Genomic DNA, 22,933 nt, shown 5'->3' on the forward strand with positions numbered 1-22,933 from the left:
TACTGGATTAACATGACAAGCAAACGGACCATTCTCTTCTTCTGGGCACTGTTTTTAGTGCCCACTTTGATTGTGGCCGGCCTGGCCTTCAAACTGCTGTTCCATGAACAAGAACGCCTTAACCGATTGGCTCTGAACACATTATCCAGTCAGGCGCAAACCATTGCCGACACCATTCATATAACAGCCCAGGCCGTTCAGGACAACATGGGACTGTCCCTGCTACAACTTGCCCCTGACCGGCTGTCAATGCAGCTCAAATTCTGGGAAGCCTCCAACCCTCTGGTTCGCAACTTTTTTGTGCTGCAAAATGACAAGGGGCTGGCATACCCTGTTCCTGGTATGGGGTCAACCCCGGAGGAGAGGCGGTTCATAGACAGATATGAGGCGCTGTTTTCCGGCAGACTTGCCTTTGATTATAATGATATGCCGTCCAAAGATGAGGCCGGGTTTTTTTTTGAAAAACCACTGGCACCTGTCCATAACGATCTTTACTCTGGAAAAACACCTCTTGTATCTGCTGCATCAAAGAATACTGCTGAACAGCAAAGCCCCTCTGCAAGACAAAACCTTGTGACCCTGTCAAGATCCCCTCTGCGGGAAGTGCCTCGGCAGGAAGATGAAAAATCCCTGAATAAAAACAATACAGACAAAAAAAACTTGTTCGAAAAAGACCGGATTGAAAAAACCGGTTGGATTCCCTGGTTCAGTGAAAACCGCCTGTTTATTCTGGTGTGGGCACAGCAACAGAAAAATGATGACGTATACGGTGTGGAACTTGAATTAATGACCCTTTTATCACGGCTGGTGGTGGATTTTCCCCCTCTGCCCCAGGAGAATGCAGCACTGGTACTCATGGATGGCAACGGCAATGCCCTTCATCAATCCGGAAATTTCCAGATACCGGCAATTAAAAAACCAGATATTTCCCTTGCAGTATCACCTCTGTTGCCCCACTGGAAAATCACGGTATTCATGAATGACAAAAAAATGGGGAACACCCTGGGATTTTTTTATCTCTCCTGCGTTCTTCTGGGTATTTTTCTTGTTGCCATCATCTCCGGCGGTGCCCTACTCACACATATGACCCTGAAAAACATGAAAGATGCCCGTCAAAAAACCTCATTTGTTTCATCAGTGTCCCACGAGCTGAAAACCCCTCTGACCAGTATCCGCATGTATGCTGAACTGCTCCGGTCCGGACGGATTACTGCTCCTGAAAAAACAGACCGCTACCTGTCGGTGATGGTGACAGAGACCCTTCGCCTAACACGGCTGATCAACAATGTACTGGATTTTGGAAGGCTGGAACAGGGAAAAAAACAATATCACAAAACAACCTTTGATCTTGGGATGCTTCTAAAGCATATCATTGATGACCACAGTATCAGGATACAAAAGCACGGCCTTGAAATAATCCGCCAGTTCCCAGCCTGCACTGCCGACGATTTCATGATCTTTTCCGATGCAGATGCACTCAAACAGGTTATTCTCAACCTCATTGACAATGCAATAAAATATGCAAGACAGGGTGGATTCATCCGGTTTGTTCTGGAAAAAGCGCGTACTAAAACAACGGGTATAGCTGGAACAACTGGTATAAAAGAGAAGATGATTTTATTAAAAGTTTGTGACAATGGTCCGGGAATTCCAAAAAAACACCACAACACCATATTTGAAAAATTTCACAGGGTGGACAACTCATTAACTGCAACTCATCCGGGTTCTGGTCTGGGTTTGAGCATTTCCAGACAAATCATGCACAGCCTTGGAGGAGATCTGGTGCTTGAACAAAACCAAACCGGTACAGGATGCTGTTTTACAGCAAGGATAAAACCCGCATGACAACCATACACATACTTGTGGCAGAAGATGACGACAATATCCGCATGGGACTTGTGGATATTCTGGAAAGTGAATCCTATCAGGTGACCCAGGCACAAAACGGTGAAAAAGCTCTGGCACTATTCCGGAACAATACCGTGGATCTGGTACTTCTGGACATCATGATGCCTGAAAAAAACGGTTATGATGTTTGCCGTGATATCAGGGCCATGGATAAGCAGGTCCCCATCATAATGCTCACGGCAAAAGGCGAAGAGATGGACAAGGTAATCGGACTTCACTCCGGGGCTGATGACTACATCACAAAACCATTCGGTATCCATGAGCTTCTGGCGAGGATCACTGCGGTCTTAAGACGCGCCGGGCTTCAAAAGAACGCTGTAGCCCATGCTGAGACCACAAAAGATGCGACCACAAAAAATTTTGATGCCTGCAAAGAAATCTTTATGTTTGGCGGATACCGGGTAAATCCCAAAACATTCAAGCTGACTACAAGATATTCAGAAGAACCTCTATCTTCATCACATGACGGTAAATTGGACATGAAAGCCCCTGTTGAAATTGTTGAAATTGAAATTTCCAAGCGGGAATTGAAATTAATTCAATTTTTTTATCAACACACAGGACAGGTTTTAAGCCGGGACACCCTGTTGAATGAAATATGGGGGATCAACTATCTGGGCACCACCCGGACTCTTGATCAGCACATTGCCAAACTGAGAAAAAAGATAGAAAACACACCGTCCTCCCCGAAATTTATCACCACCGTCCACGGGGTCGGATACCGATATTCAGAACAATCTTGACACATTTTAAATCATTTTCAATCCAAAATATTTCGAATTGCCTGTGCAAGATCTTTCATGCCTACAGGCTTCATCAATAATCCTTTGCCACCCAACTCTTCCACATTTTTTTGTGTTATGGTTTCACTGAATCCAGTACAAATCAAAATGGGTATATCAGGCCTTATCTTTATCAATTCAGAAGCAAGTCTATCTCCGCTGAGTATAGGCATCGCCACATCTGAAATCACAAGATCAAACTCATTAGGCGCGGCCCGAAACACTTCAAGAGCCTCAACACTGCTGGTCAAAGAGGTGACTTGATACCCCATCCGGGTCAATACTTTTTTTTCAAATGCAATAATGGCAGCCTCATCATCAACAAGCAAAATTCGTTCAGTTCCGCCTTGAATGCTTGACAATGGAATCTGAATTCTTCTATTTTCAAATATTTTTTTTTCTTCCGGAAAAAAGGCCTTAAACTCCGTACCTTTACCGGGTTCACTATATACTTTAACTGTACCCCCCATTTCCGTAACAATGCCATGTACAATCGCCAACCCTAATCCAGTGCCTTTTCCCTTTTTCTTGGTGGTAAAAAAAGGATCAAAAATTTTTTCAATGATATTTTGTTGAATACCCACACCGGTATCCTTTATTGTTAAACAGACATAGCTACCGGATTTTATTTCCGAATTTTCCTGTTTTCCTGAATTTATCGGGCCAGCATCTTCAGATTCAATCCTTTTGAGACTTATTGTTAACACTCCGCCTGTCTTTTCCATAGCATGATATGCATTGGTTGTAAGGTTCATGATAATCTGATGCAGTTGTGTAGGGTCGGCTTTTACAGCCCCACACATATTGTCAATATTTTGTCTTATTTCAATGGTAGACGGTATTATGGATCTTAAAAGCTTTAAAACTTCCTTTACTATATGTTGTATTTTAATGCTTTTTAATTCAGCTGATTCCTGGCGGGAAAAAGTAAGAATCTGTTTCACAAGATCTGCAGCCCGTTTTGCACTATCATGAATTTCATTAATACTTTCTCTAAACTGGCTGTTTTCCGGCATATCCGTCAATAAGATTTCCGCATGACCCAGGATTGGGAAAAGAATATTGTTAAAATCATGGGCAATTCCTCCGGCAAGCGTGCCAATGGCCTCCATCTTCTGTGACTGTCTCAGCTGGGCTTGAAGGCGTTCTCTTTCCGCCTCGGATTGCTTTACCGCAGTCAGATCAATATCTATGCAGAACATTTCTTTTCCAGCTTGAGTGCTGTTCATCACATGAGAAGAAAAAACAGGAACGTCATTTCCAAACTTATCCACAAGCACCAGTTCCCCTGCCGGTATTTTTTCGTCTTTTTCAATCCAGAGTCCATGCAGCCGCTTGACCTCATTTTTCATTGCAGGCGGTATGACAAGGTCTTCAAGCTTTTTTCCCAAAGCTTCTTCTTTGGTATAGCCATATAATTTTTCGCTGAACCTGTTCCAGAATGTAACCCGTCGTTTTTCATCATATCCCTGGATGGATATTTCTGATACTTCTTCAATAATCTTACGAAATCGTCTTTCACTGTTTTTTAATGCATTGTTGACTTCAATGTCTTTTGTGACATCACGACCACATCCAACCGTACCGATCATTTCTCCGGATTTACTGTAAAACGGAGCTTTATGAACATCAAGAACTATATATTTTCCTCTTACCCGGCCGTCTTCCAGAAAACGTCCGGGCTTATTGCTCTTTTTCACCACTGCATCCGAATCCAAACAAATTTTACCAAAGGTATGGTCAAAGCCATTTTCTTTTTCACGGTGAGCAAAAAACAGATCGGTTTTTCCCAGGGGCTCACTGGTTGATTTTCCATGCAGCAGGTTATCGCAAATTGACTGGTTCGCAAAAAGATATCTGTCTTCCATATCTTTTGCCCAGATCATATCAGGAACATTATCCGTCATAAGTCGCAAAAGTGCGTGAAGCTCCTGAAACTTTTCTTTATCCTTAACCAGACTCTTTATTTGATTTTTCTGATCAGAGACTTCACGTTTCAAAAGAAACAAGTGTTGTTCCAATTCTTCATAGGTTGGTTTTTTTATCATGGAATTCACCCTTTCGTATTTTCCCGTCAAAAATGCGTCAAGAGTATTATCCGTTTATAAAAAATTTAAACGAAATTACTTGTCTTTTGGTCCGTCCACTGCGTTGCAGCAAAAATCGAATAGTCAAAGACTGTTAATTAAATTAACTATCAGTTATAATTGTTTAATTTCAGGATACGATGCCAGGGTTTTTAAAAACTGGCGGGTATGCCGTTCAATTCTTAACTTAAAAAGCTGAGCTACCTTAAACATCAAGGTGTGCCCGATTTTAAAATCTTCCACAAACAATTTATGCAGTTGGTCAGACGGAATGGTAACAATCGAACATTTTTCAGCACAAACTGCAGCAAAAGAACTGGAAGGATCCTCAGTTAAAGCAGCCACCCCAAAGGTTCTTCCAGGCATTACTTTGTCCAGGGTCAAGGTTTTTCCTGAAGCGGTTTTAATGCTTAAATAAACCTTGCCGGAAACCAGCATATATAAATGCGTCAGTTTATGATTCTCGTCAAACAGGACTGTGTGTTCATCAAATGTTTCAAGATTTGCAATCATTCCTACTTTTTCAAATACAATATCAGGCAGATCCTTAAAGAAAAGTATTTTTTTCAATACGTCTTTTTCAACCATTTTAAAGGCCCCAGCTAAAAATATGTTGTTCTATTAACTATCGGAGATATCATCTTCTATATCCCGGTGTTTACCAAGCGTCTTCAGGATCATCCCGGCCCGCACGTCCATGTATCGTTTGTATTGTTCTGAAACTTCCAGCATCATATAATATGCCAGTTCATGATTTTCTTCAAACAATTGAATCATCCTCGGCCCGGAAATGGTAATCAGTTCGCAGGGTTCCTGGCAAACCGCAGTATAAAAGGCATTTGATCCTTCAATGATTGAATACACACCAAAGCAGGCTCCGGCCTGGATATAATCAATAATAACATCTATCTCGGGCGTGAGTTCTTTTTTGACCGCCACCTGTCCCATAAGCAGCATATAAAATGTATCAACTTTCTCGTGTATGGTTATCAGCTGGGTATCGGTCCCGAAAATACTCAATTGCGCCTCTTTTGCAATAATCTCAAGTAATTTTTCAGACACATTCTTGAATATGTTAATGCGTTTCAAATCTTCTATTTTTACCATTTAAAGCCTCGGTTCTTATATTAATTAATACTGAAAACACCTAAATTAACACATAAAGAAAAAGAATAAACGTAACGGTCACGGCAGCACCAATACCAATGGGCAATGTCCCCTGAAGCACATCATTATACAGCCTGTACTTTTTTATCTCCAGCCGCTTATCACGATAACCGATGAGCAGCCAGAAATTCACGGCAACAAATAAAGACACATTTGCACCGGCTCCCCCGAAAAAACGGGCAACCCCTGATGCACTGCTTCTGACAATGGCTTCACACCAAGCATTTAATGGATTTAGCCACTTGTCAAGGGTAGCATAAATTGATCTTCCCAATTTTCGGTAAATCCAGTCTGAATCCACATTTATTGCCCGCATTTCTGCGGGATAAATTCCGGAAAGAAGCAGCAGCGTAAAAGCAAGTGCCGAGAAAAAAAGCAATTGTGTCTGGGATAAAACGTGAGAAATGGTATAAGGATGGTAATCCACGGGAAAGGGCAGAATATCATACAAAGGTTTGGGATATGTTCCTATGCCCACGCACAAAACAGCTGCAATCCCCATTGCAATCAACATGTTTTTGGGCGCTTCTTTTACCCGGTGCCCGGCATCATGGCCGAAAAAAGCAAAAAACGGTATTTTTATTCCTGCATGGTGAAACACACCTGCCGACGCAAACAAAAGAACCAGCCAGACAAAAACATAAGCACCCTGCCCTGCAATGTGCGACCCGCTTGCAGCAGCTTCCATAACCATTGATTTACTTACAAATCCTGAAAAAAGCGGAAACGCTGAAATGGACGCAGCCCCTACACAACAAAAAAGACAGGTCCAAGGCATGCTCTTGTAAAGCCCTCCAAGATCCGTGGCATTGATCTTGCCTGTGCGGTACATCACAGCGCCCATGGACATGAACAAGAGCCCTTTAAACAAAACATCATTGAAAACATGGGCACAGGCCCCGTTAATGGCCAACTCCGTGCCTATACCGATCCCCACTACCATAAAACCGACCTGGTTGATCAGGCTGTAGGCCAGAACCCGCCTTAAATCATTTTCAATCACCGCATAAAAAATCGGGAATGCCGCCATGCCCACACCGATCCAGATCAACGCCTCTGTACCTGGAAAGAGTCTTGCCAAGGCATAAACAGCGGTTTTTGTTGTAAATGCACTTAAAAAGACTGTTCCGCCAATGGTGGCTTCGGGATAGGCATCCGTTAACCATGGATGAAGAACAGGCCAGGCACAGTTAATGCCAATGCCAAAAAAAATCATATAGGATGCCGGGCTGGACAAGGTCAATTTTAACATTTCAAGAGAGCCTGTTTGTGTCACATGAAATACAATGCCGGCAAGCAGAACAAGACCGCCAAAGGCATGAACCAGAAGATATCTGAAGCCTGCGGCCTGGGCAGATGGTGTCTTTCTGGCCCAGATCAGCAGAACCGATCCTATGGTCAGCATTTCCCAGAAAACAAAAAACGAAAACAGATCACCGCTGAAAACAGCGCCAAGAGCTGCTCCTGCATAAAAAAAACCAGCCACATACTCCACGTTATTTTTAAAATTGAGAATATAAATAACCGTGATAAATGAAATAATATGGAAAATATAGCCAAACAACAGGTTCAGCCGGTCAATATGCAGCAAAACAAGCTTAAACTCACCAAAACCGATCAGGTGCATATCACCCATGGGAAGATAAAGAAGGTTGATAAACCCGGCAACAGGTAGCAGCAACATATATATGGATTTTGCCTTGCCCCTGAACAAAGGAATAAAAAAACCGCCGATCATAAAAATAAAGGCCGGGAGAATGCTATTTGTCATAATAATCCTCCTTTCTTTTTACCAGGGGTCTTAACACATATTTTGACACCAGTACCAGTATCACACAGGCCACAAATCCGTAAAATGCATAAAAGCCCCAGAATTCCTCCCATTTATAATTCACATGCCGGTGAATCACATGAGCCTTGGCAAGGAAAATATAAAAAACATCCAGAATCAGAAGAATGACCACAAAACTGAAAAAAAATGTTAACAGTCTTTTCACGTTCCGAGGATTATCAAACAGATGCTTTTTTTCCATGAGCAATACCCCCGATTCTTTAGAAGCAAGGTTGAAATAAAATATAGGCCATATATAAAAGGCTTACGCCAAACACAACTCTGAACACGCTTTTATAGCCGGGTACAGGGTCATGTTTAAGTTCCATGAGTTCTTTTTTGTCTTTGAGGTTTGTCATAAACGAAATCAGCCTCCTAAAAATCCTTTGACGGCAAGTTGTGCCAGGTTTAAAAACGGTTGAGGAGCAAAAAAGAGAACAAATGAAATAAGTGCTGTAATCACAAGTGGCACCACACACATCATGGGTGCTTCATCCATCTTATCCTCAAACATTGATTCCTCTTTTGTGCAGAAAAACGCTTTATAAAAAACAGGCATAAAATATGCTGCATTCAACAATGAACTGGACAGAAGAACAAACAGCATTATCATCTGATCTCCCTCCAGGGTTCCTAAAACCAGATACCATTTACTGATAAACCCACCTGTGGGCGGCAGCCCGATAATGCTTAATGATCCGATAAAAAATGCGGTCATTGTAATCGGCATTCTTTTGCCCACCCCCACCAGCTGACTGATATACTTTTTTCCCGTGGCCACAAAAATCGCACCAGCACAAAAAAACAGGGTGATTTTCCCAAAGGCATGCATGGCAATATGCAGCATGCCGCCGGTCATTCCCTTGGGTGATAACAATGTCACCCCCAGGATAATGTAGGATAATTGCCCAATGGTGGAATAGGCCAGCCTACGTTTAAATTCATCCTGGGTCAGTGCAATGCAGGAACTTACCAGAATTGTAATGGAAGCAACGGCCGCCACCACAGCGCCCAAATTAAAGGATAAAAGAAAATCAATACCAAAAATGCCCGTGATTACCCTGACAATTGAAAAGGCACCAACCTTGACAACTGCCACTGCATGCAAAAGCGCACTCACGGGTGTGGGTGCAACCATGGCAGCCGGGAGCCATGAATGAAACGGCATGATACCGGCCTTGGCAAAGCCGAAAACAAACATCAGCAGCAAAACTGTTGCCGAAGGTTTGCTGATCTGGTCCGTAAAAATTCCTCCGGCAGCAAATTCAAGGGTTCCTGTCACATGATAACAATAAATCATGGCTGGCAGAACAAGGCCGATGGAGGTTCCTAAAATAAAAATCAAATACTTGCGGCCCGATATTTTTGACTTGGCATCCTGGTGATGGGTCACCAAAGGATAGGTCGCAAGGGACAGCATTTCATAAAAAAGATACAATGTCAGCAGATTTGCGGAAAAAGCCGCACCAATTGTAGCCGATATTGCCAGGGCAAAAAAGGACACAAACCGGGTTTGCCCATGTTCATTAAGACCTCTCATATATCCTATGGAGTATATGGAGGTGATAATATATAAAGATGAGGCCACCAGGGCAAACAGCATTCCCAGGGCATCGACCCGAAAAGCAATATCCGCACCAGGTGCAATTTCAAACAAAGTCAATACAATCTGCTTTCCTTGTAAAATCTGGGGAAGCATGGAAATGACAATCAAAAATTTTATGGTTCCTGCAATAAATATCCATGATTCCCTTACATTGGGTTTTTCCGAAGAAGAGAGCAAAAGGGGTATGACGCAAAGAGAAACTAAAACTGCCAACAGGGGTTTAATTGAGATAATGGTTTCCATTTATTGATTTGCCTTTTTTATAATCATTTCATTTAACTTTATTTTAGAAAAGGGAGGATAACCGTATTTACAATTGTTCCTGAAAAGAGTCCGACCACAATCAGGGAAAGACTGACAAGACCGGATACAATCAGCATGGATACAGGTGCTTCTTCAAGTGTGACTTCGCCATAAGAGTCACCATGTCCATGTTCTTCAGACATGGACTCAAAAAAGCAGATTTCAAAAACCTTAAAAAACAGGACAGCACAGATCAGGCTGGATATGATCAGGGCGGCGGCAAAATGATACGCGCCCGACTCAAATGCGCCCAAAATCAAATACCATTTGCTGAAAAATCCACAGGTTGGCGGCACTCCTATGATACTGAATGCTGCCAGAACAAATCCTGCCATGGTCCACGGCATTTTTCCGAACAGACCCTTTAAATCAACCAGATCAACGGTTTTTAACCGACAAACCATATTGCCTACAGCAAGAAAAAGGGCAAAGGTCATCAGGGCATCATTTAATATGTGCAAAACAGCACCGGTCATACCAAGCTGGTTCCCCATCCATGCCCCGCCAACCATGTAACCGATTTCACATACAATGATATAGGTGAGCATTTTTTTTAAATTTGTCTGGGCAAGTGCCATTACACCACCTGCCAGGACTGCCAGAGTAGCAAGCCACACAACGGCATCGGCAAGGTTCAGGGTTTTAAAAATATAATCAAGACCGAATACCGTTATCATCAGACGTATCATCACATAGACCATGACCTTTGTCATCAAAGGCGCCACCACCCTTGAAAAGGCAACGGGTGAATAGGCATAAGCATTGGGCAGCCACACATGCATGGGGAAAAGTGCCATTTTGATCCAGACACCGATCATGCACAAAATAAAGGCAACCAGTACCGTGGATGATCCATTAATACCTGTAAGGATATTGGCAACGTCCGCCATGTTCAAAGACCCGGTTTTAAGATACAGGTATCCCACTCCCAAAAGATAGAAGCTGGCACCAATAACCCCGATAAAAACATAGTTCAAACTTGCCAGAGGCCCTCTGTCCCTATCTCCAAGGGCAACCATGGCGTAACTGGTTAATGAAGTGATTTCTATGAGAACATAAAGGTTGAACAGATCCCCTGTGGCGCTTACGCCTAAAAGTCCTGTAACAAACAAGAGATAAATGGTGTAAAATGATCCGGTCCTGTCCGATGTTTCCTGTTTCACGCTTTGATAGCTTGCCACCATATTTAAAAAAGCTATGCCGGATACCAGCAGCAGCACCATGGCATTCAACAGGTCAATTGAGTATTCAATCCCCATGGGAGGTGCCCAGCCGGCCATCCTGTAATGGATGGGTCCAAAAGCAATGATTTGCATCAACACCTTGAATGCAAAAAACATTGAAAGGGCAAGTCCTGCAAGGGCAATGGGGTATGATAACCGTTCTTCGATCCAGACCGCAAGCCCGGCTAAAAGGGCGGCTAAAAGCGGCGTAATAACAATGAGTGCTGGGTAATTATCCATAGTTTATTCTTCCGATATGCGCATCCTGAGTTCATCTTCTTCCAGAGTCTGATACCGCTGGTATATTCTGACAGCCAATGCCATGGCAACGCCAAATGTCGCCACAGAAACAACAATGGCAGTCAGCATGAGAACATGGGGCAAGGGATTTATATAATCCGCCGCATGGATGGCCGCCCCGTGTCCGCCATGAGCATTTTGAATAATCGGTATGGTGGCATCTGTCTTGAATCCTATGGAAACATAAAAAAGGATAATGGCAGTTTGAAAAATATTCATACCCACCAGTTTCTTGATCAGATTGTTTTTTGCAATCATGGCATAAAGGCCGATCATCATTAAAATCACATACAGCCAATAGTTGTATTTTGCCACGATAAGGGGAAGTAAATCCGTCATAGCCTAACCTATAATCCTTCCTCAAGCCTGCCTTCGGAGACGATATTAATATAAATAATTGCCATGACTGCTGTCACAGCAATCCCCACACCGATTTCAACCCCAAGCATACCCAGGGCCCTTACATGATGGGGATCTCCCGGCAACAAAGGTGCAAGACTTGAATAATCCAGAAAATTGCCCCCCATGAGCATGCAGAGAGAGGCAATCCCCACATAGATTAAGACACCGACAGCAGCAAAAATCCCAAGGACTTTTTCTTTAATTCTTTTCACAAGAATTTTAAGGTCATAGGAAATGGCTAAAAGAATAAGGCTGGAACCGAAGATGACCCCGCCCTGAAATCCACCGCCAGGAGAAAAATCGCCATGGGCCACCACATACATGGCATAAATCTGGATAAAGGGAATGAGTATCCGGCAGACCGTTTTAATAATCAGATCCGAAGGTACCCAGTCTCTATCCATATGTTCAAATTCCTTTCCCACCGGTAAAACCTTTTTGCTGTCTTTCACATGCAGGATAACCCCTGTGGGGACGTGGCGGTAAAACCGTTGTTTTTTCTCCCGAAAATCCCTTAGCAAAAGAAAGCAGGCTAATCCGGCACAAAAAATAACAGCTGTCTCAAACATGGTGTCAAACCCACGGTAATCGGCCAGTACAGCTGTTACCAGGTTGGGAACCTGTGTTTGCTCAACCGCGTTTTCAATATAATAGTTTGAAAGGTGAAGCGAAGCCGGGGATTGAGGGTCTCCCCAATCGGGAAAATCTGCTGTCCCATACAGCAAAAAACCGCCTGTCAGACAAACAACAATAAATCCTGTAAATTTCAATCTTTTGTCCTCCTGCTAGTCCTGAAAACAGCTGCAACAAAAAAAACCGTGCTGACACCGGCACCAACAGATGCTTCTGTAAAGGCAACATCCACTGCCCCCATAACAGCCCAGAGCAGGCACATCATAAATGAATATGCACCAAATAAAATGGCTGTTCCCAACAGATCTTTGACGGAGATGGCAGCAATGGCACAAAAAATCACAAAGGTTAACACGATCAAATCAATCAGCCAGTACATGATTAACCCTTTCCTTTCTTCCTGGTCCAGTGTCGTAACCCTGCCCGCATTCCGGCATCAACAATGGAATGTGTTGCAGTGGGACTGGAAAGAAACACAAAAAATACAATTAAAAAGATTTTAATGGAAAGCAGGAGGGATTCAAAGGAAAAATGGTGCAGGTTATACAGGGCAAGCCCCATGACCATTACAAGGATTCCCATGGTATCCAGTATGCCAGCCGGATGAAGTCTGGTGTAAAACCCGGGCATTCTGACAATTCCAACAGCGCCTCCCAGAAAAAAGAACAAACCGATAAGCAAAAACAAAACAACAAGTAGGTTCATGGTCTCTCCAAATTTAACAGTCAATATAACATTCAGTCAGTATATAACATTCAGTATATAATAATCAGTCCAGAAAGGATTCTTCGTATAATCCTTTTCTTTTATGGAAATAGCGTGATGCTGCAAGCACAGCCACAAAATTCAAAAAAGCATAGGCAAGAGCAATATCCACAAACATATCAACGCGTTCATAGAGAAAACCAATAAGCAGTAAAAGAACAACCGTTTTACTTCCAATGGCATTAACACCAACGAGTCGGTCCAGAACCGTGGGACCGAACAATACCCTGTACAAAGAAAAAAGCATCAGAAAACATAATCCCAATGCAACGCTTAGAAAGAAAGTATTCATATTTCTTCTCCAAAAACTTCTGCAACTTTTTTGAGCATAATGCCGGGTAAGCCTTCGGCAGATTTTTTGTCGATGGCATGAACTTTGAACACACCGTCACTGTTTGCCGATACCGTAATGGTTCCGGGGGTCAGTGTGATGGAATTGGCCAGGGTGGCTATGGCGATATCGGATTTTAAATTCGTTTTAAAAGTGATAATTTTGGGATCTATCAGATCTTTGAGCCTCGGGTGAAAGGCCAAGTACAGCAAATGGAAATTAGCTTTAATGATTTCCCAAATTACCCAGGGAATATATTTCGTAAATTTTAAAAAAATAATAACATATCGTGGTTCCAATAAGGGAAACAAAAGATCATAAAAATAGTATGACACAAAAAAACTTGAAATTCCCCCCAGCCATAACAGCAGTGGATCAAATTTGCCGGATAGCACAATCCAGGATAAAAACATTAAAACGAATGTAATCAGAAAAGAAAAGAATACCTTAAAAAAAATATTTGTCGATTTAGCATAACTTTTGGCAACCCCATTGCTGGAAACAGTCAAAGAAACAACCTCCTTTCCCAAAAAAATGAAAATAAAAAGGTTTAAAACAAGCTATTTTTCAACGCCGTACAGCTTGCGAAATTTGCCATACAACTTGCCTAATACGCCTTGTTGTTTTATCCCTTGAGAACCGTCAGATCCAGAGGACAGTTTTTCCTGCTGCATTCTGAAATCATAAGCCGCGTTTATGGTTTTGATAAGCGTATCCATATCCACAGGCTTTGATAAAAATTTAAACGCATTGTATTTGCCGCTTTCCAGGGCATTTTCAACACTCCCATGCCCGGTGAGAACGATGCAGGGCAAATTCGGCTGAAGATCCTTGAGTTGTTTCTGGACTTCAATACCATCAATCCCCGGCATCTGCAAATCCACGACAGCGACGTCGAAATCCTCTTTTGAAGCGACTTCAACACCTTCTTCCCCTGAAAAAGTGGTTTTAACCGTAAATCCGTCAAGAATAAGCCGTTTGGCAAGATAATTCAAAAAGGTCTGTTCATCGTCTATGAATAGGAGTTTCATAATTTATCCTTATTTATCCTTAAATAAGCTATGCTTCTGTTACCAACTCAAGTTGAGCAATACCAAAACCATGATTTGGAGTCAACAAATAATTCAAATTCAGTATTGCCGTTATAATAAAGTTATTTTCGACTAAACCCTATCACTGATAGAAGGCAATTATCAAAAATCTTTTTCACCTGGAATAAGAAGACAGGGGAAAATGGATTTGTCGGCGATATTTTTTGAAATAGATCCTACCCATCGCTCCAAAATAGCCGCTTTTTCACTTGAACCTAAAATAATCATACTGGCCTGGTATTCTTTTGCCGCTTTTTCAATCTCTTTTTGAGGATCTCCCACATATACATGGCCCCTGGCATTGATTCCATCTTGTTCAAGTTCATCACAAAGCTCATCTAATTTTTTTCGTTCCACCTTTCTGACTTTCTGAACTTCATGAGTATCCGGACTTTTCAAAGCACTGTCTTTTACCACATGCATGATATGAAGTTCACCAATGACATTTTTCATGCCCTTGATATATTCAACCGTCTTTTTACCGGTTTCTGACCAGTTTGTAGCAAACAAAGGCCGTTCAAACAATTTTTCAGGGACAATATTATCTTCCATCATGTGTTTGAATACCAGGATAGGAACTTTTGTGCGCCTGATCAACTCAGTAACATCAGATCCGGCATAAAGCTGTTCTAAAGGCCCTTTATGGGAACGACCGATCACAATCAGATCCGGCGACTCTTTTTTAACAACTCTGAGAATCTCAGGAATCAGACTGGAAACTTCCATGTAAGCACCGACTTCCATACCCATTTCAAATAAATTTTCCGCCCAGTCAATAAACCTGATATTTGCTATTTCTTTTAACTTGACTTCTTCTTCCTTAAGATAGCCAACCCCTCTTTTCATTGCCACCTTGTCTCTTTCAATTACTGTCAGAAAAACGACATGCTCCAGTGCTGCGCGCCGTAACGCCAATAAAGACTTCAGCGCATCATAACAAAGGTCCTCAAACTTTGTTACAAAGAGTAATTTTCTTATTTCCATAATGCCTCCAATCTCATCAGCTATAATCAATTAATCAACCAAGTTTTTTTTTGATTGCCGCAGCCAGCTCTTCCGGTTCAACCGGCTTTTCCAGATAAATGGCAGGTTTGGGAACTTCACCGCCCTTGAATTCATCAAGTACTTTTTGAGACTTCAAAAAAGATCGAAGTGTAATCCCAGTAAACATGATAATGGGTATTTGGCTGAGATCTTCATCTGTTTTTAATTTACGATACAATCGAATCCCGCTTCCCCTCGGCATCAGCACATCAAGAATTACCAGATCAGGATGTTCTTTTTTTATCACTTCCAAACCTTCCACACCATCTTGAGCAACCAAAGGCATATACTGGTTTTCTTCCAGAACTGTGACAACAAATGACCTGACATCCGGATCATCATCTACCACAAGAACCTTTTTACTCATAATCCATCCTCCTTGGTCAATTGATATCAACCCCATTTTCTTTTTCATAGGGAAGTTTAATCGTAAATGTGCTTCCATCTCCCAGGCTGGTTTCAGTTTTAATAACTCCATTGTGTTCTTCTATAAGCTTTCCTGTAACCAGTAATCCCAGCCCTGTGCCCTTCCCCCCTTTTGTACTGAACATGGGGTTAAACAACTGTTTTTGAGTATTTTCATCCATTCCACAACCATTGTCTTTAACTTCAAAACACAAGTAATTGTCTCTATCTTTATACGTTTTAATCTTTATTTCATGAATTTTGGACGTATCTTCATCTTCAAGACAGGCATCAATAGCATTGTTAACAAGGTTAAGCAATGATCTATGAATGGTTTTCGGGTCTGCTATCACCTCGCCTATTCCTGTGTCAAGTTCTTTTAAAATGAGAACACCCTTTAATTCTGCAACAGCAACTACCAGCTCAATAACATCATTGGCAATAGCATTGGGATCGCACACTTCAAATTCCGGCTCCCGCTGCTTGGAATAAGTTAAAAGATCCTGAGTCAGATCCCCGACTCTTTTGATATTTTTTTTTATGGTTTCCCAACCGGTTTTGAGTTTCTCTGTATTATTTTTTTTAATCCCCACATCAACAACATAGCTGCCTCCTTTAAGCCCGATTAGGATATTTTTCACATAATGGGCAAGGCCGCTTACTGTCTGCCCTACCGCAGCCAGCCGTTCCGACTGGACCAGCTCTTTTTCAAGCCGTTTGATCTCCGTTAAATCCTGGAAAAAAGTAACTGTTCCAACGAACTCTCCTTTTTCATGGAGTACATTGCTGGTATATCGAATCGGAATCTGCCTGCCGTTTTTTGTGTTGATCGTATAATCCTTCCATGGCCGTGTTTTCCGGCTTTTATCCGTTTGGGCCTGGAGTTTAAAAATTTTTGCTATTTTAGGCATATAAAGATCGTCAATAGTCATTTTATTTCTGACATCCTTTGCAGGGCGACCAAACATCTTTGCCGCCTGAGGATTGTAAACTACGACAAGCCAGTCATGATCAAATGCCACAATGGCATCATTGGAGCTTTTGATCAACAGCCTCTGAAAATTTGATTTACGTCGAATTTCTTCGGTTGCTTCTGCAATTTTAATTTCAAGATTTTCAGTATATTCCGCCAGTTTTTCCCTGATAGCAATCTTTGTTTTTGCTCTTTCAAGGGCAATGGCCAGAGCCTCGTCCCTAACCGGTTTATTGATAAAATCACTGGCTCCAAGCTGAAGTGCCTTGATGGTTGAATCAATATCACCATGCCCTGTGACAATGATCACTTCTTTTTCAGGATCAATATCCTTGATCTTTTTTAACAGTTCAAGCCCGTCCATTCCCGGCATTTTTATATCCGTGACCACGATATCGGGCCGTTGGGATTCAAACACCTCAAGTCCCTGCTCACCATTATAGGCAGTAAATGTTTCATACCCGTCACTTCGAAGAGAAATGGAAAGCAGCCTGACAATAATTTCTTCATCATCAACAATTAATATCTTATTGGCCGACATAGTTTATTTCCTTATTCAATTGCTGGAAATTTGATTATAAAAGTCGCACCATTGCCATATACACTCTTGATATCAATGGTTCCCCCATAATCTTTTATGATTCCAAAACTGATACTGGTGCCAAGACCAGTCCCTTTACCTGTCTCTTTTGTAGTAAAAAAGGGTTCAAATATTTTTCTTTTAACCTCATCTGTCATGCCAAGTCCGGTATCAGACACCTTAGTTACAACCCAATCTTCTTGAACATATGTTTTGATTTGCAGTATTTTTTCCACAGGTACATCACCATTCTCAGTTGTTTTAGCTTTTTCAGCTTTTTCATCCATGGAATCAATGGCATTGGTCACAAGGTTTATAAACACCTGCTCCAGACGATTATGCTCTGCACGAATTTGAGGAATATCAGGATCAAGGTCAAGATCGACTTTAATGGAATGAACCATCAGCTGATGTCCCAAAACCTTGAACACGTCATTTATGGGGTCATTAATCACAAGTTTTTTCAAATCTCTTTCAGATTGCCTTGCAAAATCCCTGACATGCTTGATTACACCGGCTGCCCTGGCAACATTCTCAATAATATCATTGGCCATCATCACCATTTCATCGTCAGGAATTTTAAGTCCCTTTTTAATCATTTTCAAAATCAGGTCGGCACAGATCTGTATGACATTTAACGGCTGATTGATTTCATGGGCCATACCGGCTGCCATGGTTCCCAGGGTGGCCAGTTTCCCTGCCTGGATCAACTGGGTTTCTTTTTCAACACTCTCGGTGATATCAGTTGCTGATGCAATCAGCACATCCCGGTGACTATAGGTGGCAGTCACAACCTTGACATTAACAAAAAATGATTGTTTGTTTTTCTTAAAATGCTTTTTCTTTGTGAACAAAATGGAGTTTTTTTGGACAAGCCCCTCAAGGCCTTCTTTAATGGTTTCATCGGATTTATCCCCTATATCAAGAAAATCCATTCCTAAAAGTTCTGTTTTTGAGTACCCATACTCTTCTTCCACACGGTGATTCACATCCAGAATCTCAAGAGTTTGCCGATCTATGATAAATATTGGGTTGGGGTTGTTGTTAAACAGGGACCTGTATTTTACTTCTGATTTTTTATATTTTTCATAGAGCCTGGACAATTCCTTGTCCTGCAACTCCAGTTCTTCCTGGGTTTTTTTGTCTTCTGTCAAATCTTTTAAGGTCTCAATAGCCCCCATCACCTTTCCGTCCGGCGATTTTATAGGGGCTGCGGTAAAAAAAATCCATTTTCCATTTTCTCCGAGATGAGGAAAAAACTCTTCGGCTTCATACGCTTCTTTTATCAGTGCCGATTTTCTCCAGGCAGACCCATAATATTTTGTCACCTCTTGTTCCGACATTCCGCCTACTATCACATCAGCCATGGTGGGTCTCTTGGCCGACCTGAAAGGAACCCACTGCCGGTCTGTTCCCACAAGTTCATAGGCATTGTGTCCGGTCAGTTCTTCACAGGCCCTGTTCCAGTGGGTAAGGATGTGTTCATTATTGATGATAAAGGTCGGAATCATGCTGCCCTGAATGATCTGGGACATCTCTTTTTCCATCTCCAGAAGCCCTTCTCTTTCAACCTTAAGGTATTGGTTTTCTTGTTCAGCATTTTTTTGAACTTGAGTTAAAAACTGATCCAGCAGTTCTAAAATTTCATTCTTGTCTATTTTATTCGCCTGAATTCTTCTTTTAATCTTAATCTTGTCTTCTTCTGCTTTTAAAAAATTCAAAAAGGACATGGCCCGGTAGGAAGTAAGATCAAAAATGCTGACGCATTCAGTATTCACTTTTTCCAGCATGCAGCCCAAAATTTCATCATTCTTTAGTTTTAAAATAACATCAATACCTGAAAGGCTGCACACTTCATTATAATCCGTGGTTGTCAATATCCCTTTTTTTTGGGCATATTTTATTCCTTCAGCCTGTTTCAAAGTATCTGCAACCACAATAACTTCAGGGGACAATTCTTTTAATCCAGGTCCCAGCAATATTTCAAGAATTTGTTTGCACGGACTGTTTCCACCTATTATTGCTAATTTTAATCTTTTAAGATCAATATTCATTGGCTGTCTTACTCCTTTTCAAGCTATCAGGTACTGTATCACCAGTATATTAAAAGAAAATAAAGGTTACAATAACAAAGGTTGGGATTAAAAAAATTAAAGAATACTTCAGGATATATCCGAAAAAACTGGGCATTTGTGTCCCAGCCTCGGTTGCTATGGATCGAACCATAAAATTGGGGGCATTGCCTATATAACTGCATGCACCAAAAAAAACAGCACCGGATGAAATTGCCTTAAGATAAATTGCATTTTCAGTCATCAGCAGAGGAACAGCAGTGCTTTCTGTCAGTCCTGAATAAAAACTGCCAAGGGCTGTATTAAAAAAGGTCAGATAAGTTGGTGCATTATCCAGAAATGCCGATAACATACCTGTAACCCAAAAATAGTGAACCGGTTTTTTTACAGCATTGATCAAAAATGCAAATTCTCCATTTGGCCCCGCTTTCAACAATAAAAGGCATGGAATCATAGTAATAAAAATACCGATAAACAGATAGGCAACTTCTATTATCGGGAACCATGAAAATTCGTTTTCCTCCCTGAGAACCGTGGGTGTCGCCAGAAGTGAACCAATTCCCAGAGCAATGAGAAGCCCATCCCTTACCCAATCTTGTATTGCCCTGTGAACCCCAAGAGTTGACACTTCTCCCAAATCCAGGATACCACTCATCAAAACAGAGCCAACAATTCCACCCAGAAAAATAAAATTATAGGTTCCAACCAGTCTTAACGGTTTTTTCTCACCATCATCAGGCGTAGAAGCACCCTCCTTTTTGTAATAATATGTGTCAATCACAAAATAGATGATAAGGAGGATAATGGTGGCTAAAATCATATGGGGTAAAATTTTAAAGGTCCAGAAAAAACTGACTCCATGAAGAAATCCCAAAAACAACGGCGGATCACCAAGCGGTGTCAATGCGCCCCCGATATTGGCAACCAGGAAAATAAAAAATACGACCATAAAAGTTTTATTTTTTCGATAGTCATTTGCCCGTAAAAAAGGCCTGATCATGAGCATGGCAGCCCCGGTTGTACCCATCCATGAGGCTAAAATCGTACCGATCAGTATAATGCCTGTATTCACAATGGGCGTCCCCCTCAATGTTCCCCGAAGCAAAATACCGCCGGAAACAGTAAACAAAGCCCATAACAGGATAATAAAAGGGACATAGTCTGCCAGAAAAATGTGAAGGATTTCATAAACGGCAAGACCTTTATAGGCATTGATAAACGGCAGTGCAAGACTGGCCGCCCAGAATGCGGAAATCTTACCAAAATGATGGTGCCAGATATTGCCGGCAATCAGCGGCAACAAGGCAATGGACAACAGCATACCGGCAAAGGGAATGCAGCTGTAAAGCGGCAGTGTCTCCCCCAGATTAACATGACCGTGTCCACCCTTATCCTGTGCGTGATCTGAAACATCTGCAAAAGGATGTGAAACTTCGGGTATATCATTATTTTTTTCGTCAGGATGGTCTTTTGCAGCCGCAGGTGTAAAAAAAAAGAAGAAAATAAAAATGAATATTAATACTGCCAACCTATCCAATTTCATCAATACGTTTCCTCCTGGTTATTTTTGGGTGTAACGCAACCTTTGAGTCTTTGAGTCTTTGTTTGGTCAATACCATGCTAATTTATTATTATAATTTTGAACCAGTTTTCCTCATAAAATATCGCAAGTTTATAAAATAAGATGTATTCATTTGACTATTTGATTTAAAGGATAATGTCAAGACGAAAGAAAAAATTTGAAATGTTACAGACACATAAATAAAACAACACAACGCTTAGAAACTAACAAAGAGCTTTCAGAGAACTCGGCACTGGTTCAGTTGGATAGACAATCTATCTTATTGAAAATATTAAACGAATTGCTTTGACACATCCTATTTCAACTAAACCAGTGCCTATTCCATTTTTAATATTTCTTACCCGTCCTGTTCAGTTCAGTTTAAATTTTGTTTCAACTTGAGTCGACATCTATACAGACACATAGGTACCCTATGAGGTCAAAATCAAAGACTTTTTTTTGAGAGAAGCTTTTTAGCAGAAGAAAGTTGTTCTGGTGATAATATTTTTGCGATTTTATCTCGTGCGGTGATCGCCTCTTTTAATCCTTGAGAGGCTGCCAGGCTCTCCAAAACATATGCCATTTCATAATTCTGCAAGACACCTTGACCTTTTAAATACATTCCGCCAAGTGAGTACTGCGCATAAACATTATTCTGATCGGCGGCTTTTTTTGCCCAGAAAAAAGATGCTTTATGATCTATTTCAACCCCCTGTCCCAAAAAATACATTATGCCAAGTTTGTATTGAGCCATGTGATCGTTTTGTGCGGCAGCCTTTTCGAACCAATCCACGGCTTTTTTGTAATCCTTTGAAATATACTGACCATCAACGTATAGCTCTCCAAGGGCTCTTTGCGCCTGGCTATATCCTTGCTCGGCAGCTTTTCCAATCCAAAAAACAAACTTCTCGTTGTCTTGTGGAACGCCTATCCCTTTGAAGTACAACTTTCCAAGAACAAATTGAGACAATGCATGACCACCCTCAGCTGCTTTCTTAATCCAGAAAGCTCCTTTTTCAGCATCCTTTTCAACACCTTTACCTTCAATGTAATTTGCACCAAGAGTATACTGAGCTTTTGAAACACCATCTATGGCAGCCGATTTAAAATAAGAACAGGCTATCTCCTCACTTTTTTCGACCCCCAATCCTTGAGCGTAGAGTATGCCAAGTTCATATTGCGCCTTTCCATAATGGGTAACCTTGATCTCACGAGCATCAATAATACAATAATTTAGAGGCTTACCAATGCGATAAGATCGGTCGGTTTTTTTAAACCAATCACGCGCCTGTTTATAATCCTGAGGAACCCCCATCCCTTTGGCGTAAAACAATCCAAGATTGTACTGAGCTACGACGTGATCTCCCTCCGCAGCTAGTTTGGTCCAATATACTGCTTTTTTGAAATCTTTTTTAACTCCCTGCCCCTTAACATACATATTCCCGAGCAAATATTGATACTTTGTCCGGTTGTCTTTTGCAGATTTTGCACCATGTTCAATCCAATGAGCTGCCATTTCATAGTCAGGAGTGTCCCCATCATGCAAATAGTGGCTTATCATGGCGGCGATAGCCTTTTCGTATCCTTGTGAAGCAGCTTTTTCGATCCAATTCCATCCATCAATATTGTAATTTTCTTTTAAACGTAGCAATCCATATCTGTACTGATCAACATCTAATCCGTTTAAAGCAGAAGGATGAATAAGCTTTTTTGTTAGCTCTAAATCCTGGCCTGATATTGCCGATTCTGGAATTAAAAAAAATGTGGCAATCATAACAAATACAACCATTAAAAGCTTTTTCATAGTTTTTCCCAATGACTGGCAGTGTCTATTTTTTGTGTGTGGCTATCCATAACCAACGCGCAAAA

The 22,933-nt window shown here is 41.4% G+C and carries 23 protein-coding genes; 2 read left to right on the plus strand and 21 right to left on the minus strand.

Annotated features, from left to right (window positions below):
* Positions 1–12 precede the first annotated feature (12 nt).
* Positions 13–1,845 (plus strand): sensor histidine kinase, encoded by a 1,833-nt coding sequence (locus TOL2_RS23655; protein WP_014957845.1) that lies wholly within the window; start codon positions 13–15, stop codon positions 1,843–1,845.
* A complete protein-coding gene (locus TOL2_RS12770) occupies positions 1,842–2,651 on the plus strand; it encodes a response regulator transcription factor (protein ID WP_014957846.1) in 810 nt (269 codons plus the stop codon). The genes TOL2_RS23655 and TOL2_RS12770 overlap by 4 nt, the downstream gene beginning before the upstream one ends.
* A 17-nt stretch (positions 2,652–2,668) precedes the next feature.
* Here TOL2_RS12770 and TOL2_RS12775 read toward each other — a convergent pair whose 3' ends face one another.
* The 21 genes from TOL2_RS12775 to TOL2_RS12870 form a co-directional block, all read right to left on the minus strand.
* Positions 2,669–4,738, minus strand: a complete 2,070-nt coding sequence (locus TOL2_RS12775; protein WP_014957847.1) for a PAS domain-containing hybrid sensor histidine kinase/response regulator — start codon at positions 4,736–4,738, stop codon at positions 2,669–2,671.
* Positions 4,739–4,891: 153 nt separating this feature from the next.
* Positions 4,892–5,365: a Crp/Fnr family transcriptional regulator gene (locus TOL2_RS12780; protein ID WP_014957848.1), complete on the minus strand. Its 474-nt coding sequence runs from the start codon at positions 5,363–5,365 to the stop codon at positions 4,892–4,894.
* A 33-nt stretch (positions 5,366–5,398) separates the two neighbouring features.
* Positions 5,399–5,884, minus strand: coding sequence for a Crp/Fnr family transcriptional regulator (locus TOL2_RS12785; RefSeq protein WP_014957849.1), 486 nt, complete (start codon positions 5,882–5,884; stop codon positions 5,399–5,401).
* A gap of 40 nt (positions 5,885–5,924) precedes the next feature.
* On the minus strand, positions 5,925–7,715 hold the full coding sequence (locus TOL2_RS12790; protein ID WP_014957850.1) for a Na(+)/H(+) antiporter subunit D: 1,791 nt from the start codon (positions 7,713–7,715) through the stop codon (positions 5,925–5,927).
* Complete coding sequence (locus TOL2_RS12795; RefSeq protein ID WP_014957851.1) at positions 7,705–7,977, minus strand: hypothetical protein; 273 nt, start codon at positions 7,975–7,977, stop codon at positions 7,705–7,707. The genes TOL2_RS12790 and TOL2_RS12795 overlap by 11 nt, the downstream gene beginning before the upstream one ends.
* A gap of 19 nt (positions 7,978–7,996) precedes the next feature.
* A complete protein-coding gene (locus TOL2_RS24900) occupies positions 7,997–8,134 on the minus strand; it encodes a hypothetical protein (protein ID WP_158406112.1) in 138 nt (45 codons plus the stop codon).
* A gap of 8 nt (positions 8,135–8,142) precedes the next feature.
* Complete coding sequence (locus TOL2_RS12800) at positions 8,143–9,624, minus strand: monovalent cation/H+ antiporter subunit D family protein (protein WP_014957852.1); 1,482 nt, start codon at positions 9,622–9,624, stop codon at positions 8,143–8,145.
* A gap of 38 nt (positions 9,625–9,662) precedes the next feature.
* Positions 9,663–11,147, minus strand: coding sequence for a complex I subunit 5 family protein (locus tag TOL2_RS12805; protein ID WP_014957853.1), 1,485 nt, complete (start codon positions 11,145–11,147; stop codon positions 9,663–9,665).
* A gap of 3 nt (positions 11,148–11,150) precedes the next feature.
* Positions 11,151–11,546, minus strand: coding sequence for a cation:proton antiporter subunit C (locus tag TOL2_RS12810; RefSeq protein WP_014957854.1), 396 nt, complete (start codon positions 11,544–11,546; stop codon positions 11,151–11,153).
* 8 nt (positions 11,547–11,554) lie between these two features.
* The gene (locus tag TOL2_RS12815) at positions 11,555–12,379 is read right to left on the minus strand and encodes a Na(+)/H(+) antiporter subunit B (protein WP_014957855.1); all 825 of its coding nucleotides are present in this window, start codon (positions 12,377–12,379) and stop codon (positions 11,555–11,557) included.
* Positions 12,376–12,621, minus strand: coding sequence for a Na(+)/H(+) antiporter subunit B (locus tag TOL2_RS12820; protein WP_014957856.1), 246 nt, complete (start codon positions 12,619–12,621; stop codon positions 12,376–12,378). Before TOL2_RS12820 ends, TOL2_RS12815 begins: the two co-directional genes overlap by 4 nt.
* A 2-nt stretch (positions 12,622–12,623) precedes the next feature.
* A complete protein-coding gene (gene mnhG, locus TOL2_RS12825) occupies positions 12,624–12,947 on the minus strand; it encodes a monovalent cation/H(+) antiporter subunit G (protein ID WP_014957857.1) in 324 nt (107 codons plus the stop codon).
* A gap of 64 nt (positions 12,948–13,011) precedes the next feature.
* Positions 13,012–13,299: a monovalent cation/H+ antiporter complex subunit F gene (locus TOL2_RS12830; protein ID WP_014957858.1), complete on the minus strand. Its 288-nt coding sequence runs from the start codon at positions 13,297–13,299 to the stop codon at positions 13,012–13,014.
* Positions 13,296–13,847: a Na+/H+ antiporter subunit E gene (locus tag TOL2_RS12835; RefSeq protein WP_014957859.1), complete on the minus strand. Its 552-nt coding sequence runs from the start codon at positions 13,845–13,847 to the stop codon at positions 13,296–13,298. The genes TOL2_RS12830 and TOL2_RS12835 overlap by 4 nt, the downstream gene beginning before the upstream one ends.
* Before the next feature lie 51 nt (positions 13,848–13,898).
* Positions 13,899–14,369 (minus strand): response regulator, encoded by a 471-nt coding sequence (locus TOL2_RS12840; protein ID WP_014957860.1) that lies wholly within the window; start codon positions 14,367–14,369, stop codon positions 13,899–13,901.
* A gap of 162 nt (positions 14,370–14,531) precedes the next feature.
* Positions 14,532–15,413, minus strand: coding sequence for a universal stress protein (locus tag TOL2_RS12845; RefSeq protein WP_014957861.1), 882 nt, complete (start codon positions 15,411–15,413; stop codon positions 14,532–14,534).
* 34 nt (positions 15,414–15,447) lie between these two features.
* Positions 15,448–15,840, minus strand: coding sequence for a response regulator (locus TOL2_RS12850; protein ID WP_014957862.1), 393 nt, complete (start codon positions 15,838–15,840; stop codon positions 15,448–15,450).
* 16 nt (positions 15,841–15,856) lie between these two features.
* Positions 15,857–17,392, minus strand: a complete 1,536-nt coding sequence (locus TOL2_RS12855; RefSeq protein ID WP_014957863.1) for an ATP-binding response regulator — start codon at positions 17,390–17,392, stop codon at positions 15,857–15,859.
* Positions 17,393–17,403: 11 nt separating this feature from the next.
* Entirely contained in the window at positions 17,404–19,485 is a 2,082-nt protein-coding gene (locus TOL2_RS12860) for a PAS domain-containing sensor histidine kinase (protein ID WP_014957864.1), read from the minus strand.
* A 49-nt stretch (positions 19,486–19,534) separates the two neighbouring features.
* Positions 19,535–21,046, minus strand: a complete 1,512-nt coding sequence (locus TOL2_RS12865) for a sodium:proton antiporter (RefSeq protein WP_014957865.1) — start codon at positions 21,044–21,046, stop codon at positions 19,535–19,537.
* 463 nt (positions 21,047–21,509) lie between these two features.
* A complete protein-coding gene (locus TOL2_RS12870; protein WP_014957866.1) occupies positions 21,510–22,868 on the minus strand; it encodes a tetratricopeptide repeat protein in 1,359 nt (452 codons plus the stop codon).
* Positions 22,869–22,933 lie beyond the last annotated feature (65 nt).

The sequence above is a fragment of the Desulfobacula toluolica Tol2 genome, assembly GCF_000307105.1.
Taxonomy (GTDB): domain Bacteria; phylum Desulfobacterota; class Desulfobacteria; order Desulfobacterales; family Desulfobacteraceae; genus Desulfobacula; species Desulfobacula toluolica.